This window comes from Runella sp. (assembly GCF_027484545.1).
Lineage (GTDB): Bacteria > Bacteroidota > Bacteroidia > Cytophagales > Spirosomataceae > Runella.
This window is the reverse complement of sequence record NZ_JAIXST010000025.1, coordinates 1-4,045: the sequence shown is the minus strand read 5'-3', so window position 1 is coordinate 4,045 and position 4,045 is coordinate 1. Positions and strand designations below refer to the sequence as shown.

The 4,045-nt window shown below is 42.6% G+C and carries 3 protein-coding genes and 1 pseudogene; 1 reads left to right on the top strand and 3 read right to left on the bottom strand.

The annotated features are described in order from the left end of the window. Positions 1–204: 204 nt before the first annotated feature. Both Q0081_RS02090 and Q0081_RS02085 read right to left on the bottom strand, forming a co-directional pair. Positions 205–1,041, bottom strand: coding sequence for a substrate-binding domain-containing protein (locus Q0081_RS02090; RefSeq protein WP_298348691.1), 837 nt, complete (start codon positions 1,039–1,041; stop codon positions 205–207). A 179-nt stretch (positions 1,042–1,220) separates the two neighbouring features. Continuing rightward, a complete protein-coding gene (locus tag Q0081_RS02085) occupies positions 1,221–1,952 on the bottom strand; it encodes an outer membrane beta-barrel protein (RefSeq protein WP_298348689.1) in 732 nt (243 codons plus the stop codon). 143 nt (positions 1,953–2,095) lie between these two features. On the opposite strand from Q0081_RS02085, the gene Q0081_RS02080 reads away from it, so the two are divergent. Then, on the top strand, positions 2,096–3,205 hold the full coding sequence (locus Q0081_RS02080) for a hypothetical protein (protein WP_298348687.1): 1,110 nt from the start codon (positions 2,096–2,098) through the stop codon (positions 3,203–3,205). Between the two features lie 53 nt (positions 3,206–3,258). Here the strand turns inward: Q0081_RS02080 and Q0081_RS02075 are convergent. After that, a pseudogene (locus tag Q0081_RS02075) lies at positions 3,259–3,927 on the bottom strand (TonB-dependent receptor); the annotation flags it as partial. Positions 3,928–4,045 lie beyond the last annotated feature (118 nt).

The following is a 4,045-nucleotide window of genomic DNA, read 5'->3' as shown; positions in this document are numbered from 1 at the left end:
TTTCGGATAAACGACTAAAATGCAATTGCATTAATTGCTCTGTTTCAGAATTATAAAACGTTTTCATAGTACAAAGTTACAAAATGTAAACGTTCAACTTATTTAACTTTAATTCCTACGAGCTTTGATAGCCTTAATATTAGTCCTGTCAATTCGAATGGAATTCAATACATATTCCCGTTTGGCGGCCTTTCCTGCCAAAATCTAAGCCGCTGCTTCAATAGCTCCCTCACCGCCGGTAGGGTACAAAAACGTGGCTGTTAAGGTCCCGTCCATGATTTTTTGCAAACCACTTTTGGGGCCGGGCAACCCGTCAATGCCTACAAAAAGGGGCAGGGGACTGATACTGGCTTCTTTACAAACCTGCTGCACGCTCAAAGCCATGACATCATTGTGGGCAAATACCAAATCCGCCTGACGAAGAATGTTAAGATTAGCCTGGGCAACCTTTCGGGCAGTATCCTGCTCCCATTGCCCGTATAATTGACTGATTATCTGAATAGTATTTACTTTAGAAACTTCTTCTGCAAATCCTTTGTGTCGTTCCTGCGCAGGTGATGAACTTGCCAATCCCCAAATTTCCACCACTTTACCCCCGTTTTTCAGCAACGTAGGCACCGCCTCTCCCACCATGCGCCCGATTTCCAGATTATCGGCCCCGATAAACGAATTATAGGACTCGGAAGTAATCTTTCGGTCGAGTAACACGACGGGAATTCCCTGCTGAAAAACGGCATCAATAGCAGCGGTCAATACAGCAGAAGCTTCATTTGGAGAAATGATAAGCAGGTCAATGTCCTGTCGCACCAATTCATTGATTTGCGTAATTTGAGTGGAAGTGCTGTTGGCGGCATCTTTGTACAACAACTGAAAATTAGGGTACAAGGCCAATTCGCGATTCATGTCATTGAGCATAACGCGCCGCCATTCATCACCGCCCGTGCATTGCGAAAAACCAATTTTAAAGGTTTTCTTTTCGGTGGAGGTTTGGCAACCCAATTCAATGAATATCAATAGTAAGAAGAAAAGCAGGCGCATCATTTTTTTGAGCATTGGGTCGAAAATAACAAAAAAATGCGCGGAATTCGCAGTATTGGTACTCTTTAAAGAAAATCTTTTATTAAAAGAAGCAGAAATCATCTATTGTATTTTTGCCCATACGAAAGAAGCCGCAGAATCATCTGCGGCTTCTTCGTTGTTGAAACTAAAGTTTATAAATCTTAGAATAAAAGGCTCAATCCGCCATTCAAACTCAGCAAGCCGATAGCATGCACTTCGCGAATTTTATCTTCCACTTTGTCCTGTCCAATCGTCAGCGTACTGGTAAGGTTATCAAACGAAGCCCGTGTGCTCACGTAGTCTGCACTGAAGTTAAGGGCAAAATTGCGCGTGATTTTGCAACGTATGCTTGCGCCGCCGCCCACCGCAAACGAACCATTACGGGTTTGTGAGGTTTTTATTGAAAGCGGAACATCGTAAAATTGTCCTTTCAATTCGGTGGAAGGACGTTGAATCCAAGAATAGCCGCCCGTAAGGCGAGTATCAAACATCCAAATACCCGTTGCGAAAGTCATGTAAGGCCCGGCAAGCAGGTGTGAACAATTCCAGGCTCCGCCCGAAGAGGCCCAATTGCCTCCGGAATGGCTTTTTTGGATATTGTCAACGAGTTTTTGAGTACCTGCATCATTAAGGCAATTGGTAAAAGAACCCATTACCCCAAAACGCCGGGTGAGGCGATACCCCGCCGACACCTGCATAGAAGTTCCGCGCAATGCCACAACATCTGAAGGGGCAGTGGCATCGCCTTTCATCAGTGATTTGACAGGCATGCTCATTCCACCGGATAGATTAACAAATCCGCGGTGGTCAATATGCGACAAAATGAATTTTTGCTGAGCAAAACTCATGCTCGTCGCTAGCAATCCAACAATAAGTGTACATACTTTTTTCATAGCAACGGATGGATTAAGGTTGATATAAAAACCTACTATCAATATTCGTGCCAAACTTTCAAAGCACTGATTTACAAGGCTCTTCAACGTGTTTTGTTTCAACAAGCGATGATTTTACGATATTCGCGCTTTGATTATTTAAAATGACAGAATTGGACGAGATTATTGAGCGAATTGCGGCATTGCAGTCAAAAGGCCGCTCACTTTTTGATGAAGGATTGTTTCCGGCGCAGCGCACTAACCGTTTGCTTGGCTATCAACGCCCGGACACTACTGTATTTTTTACGGCAACTATTGTATTTACTTTGCAGAAAATCAAGCATTTAGTATCGCCCAAAAGTCAGGAAACCATAAATAAAATTGCCGAAAAAGCCGTTCAAAATTACCCAGCCTTTCAAAACAAAGATGGCCTGAAAACCTATAACTTTTGGAAAACAAAACCTTCCAGACACTTTCCCAACGGTTATCTGTTTCGGCACTTCGAGCATTTCAGGATTCCGGACGACGCAGATGACACCGCGATGATTTATCTCACCTCCTCGCCTACCCGAGAGGAATTGCTTTGGCTAAAAGAAAAATTAAGTCTGCACGCCAATCTCAGTAAGCAGCAAATTAAAAATACCTATCTCGACTACCGCCACCTGAAAGCCTATTCGACGTGGTTTGGCAAAAACATGTACATTGAGTTTGATGCCTGCGTATTAAGTAATATTCTGTATTGTATTTATGAGTATCAACTCCCATTCAATCAACACGATAGAGATAGTTTGAAGTACATCCGTTCGGTAATTGAAACAGACCGCTATTTGACAGAATCCTTCCGATGTGCGCATCAATATCCGCGTGCGGTGCCCATTATTTACCACGTCGCACGTCTAATGGGTACTTTTACCATTCCTGAATTAGAACCTATCCGAGAAAAACTTATCGCTGATACTCAACAACTTTTACGTAATCAGACGCATCCGTTGGATGAAATTGTCTTAAAAACCTCATTGATACGACTGGGGACAAAGGTCGAAAGTGAAAAGTGGGAAGTGGAAAGTAAAGAGTGGAAGTCTGTGGACTATGGACTATCGTCTGCGGACTTTAAAGATTTTTACTTCTTCATTGCGGGCTTATTAACTGCTTACGAAAACCCGCTGCTGTACCGTTTGGCGGTATCTCCTTTAACCCAAATGCGATGGGAATGCGAAGCGCATTGTTGGACCTTAGTGGCTGAATATCTGGCATTACAGCAGGAATCCCGTTAGGCTTTTGGAAATCTAACGGGATTCGAAATCGTCTAACTACTAAATACTGCGTCTTATAAACTTATTCTCAGTTTTGTAAAGAAGAATCGTCCGCCAAAGCCCATTTGTACCCCTTCATACATACCGCCGGTTTCACTTTGCGAGGGATCCTGTCTGCTTGGATACATATTCAGGAGGTTGGAGCAACCAAAAATGAGCCGCATATCTTTTTTCAAAACGAATCCCACGGAGGCATCAGAGATAATTCGGGCAGCGTAAATGTTTGAAATATAATTGCCGTTGGCATCTTGCTCATGGCTTTTAATATCCAATTTTGAAAACCCGACAAAGCGCAGATTCAGGTTGAATTTTGGCTGCTGAAGCGCGAAAGTCAGGTTGAATTTGTACTTTGGCGCAGCACCTAAGACAAACGATTTATCCCGTGCCGAAAAATAATTTTCCTCTTTGCCTCTCAATGATTCGGTAGTATTTATTTTTCCCAAACTGATTTGGTTGTAGTTAAAGGAAAACATGGTTTCGAGCTTCCCTTTTTCGCCAATCTCCGAAAAAATCGTCCCCACCACATCGATACCGTAGTTTTGAGTGCTCAGGGCATTGGTAAAAAACAAGGCTGATTTTATTTCCAATGGCTTTAAAAATTTACCCACCTGCGGGTCATCCTCGGTAAAATCACCCGTCAATAAAATGCGGTTTTTAACGGCCACATAATAGCCGTCTATGGTTAACTTGTAATCATTAGTTGTGGTTTTTTGCTTTGATTATCAGGGTTTGCTATTAAATTATTTTGCAAAAGGTGTAAGAAATCATCGTCTGAGCTAAGGATGCGTTGTATAGCTATAA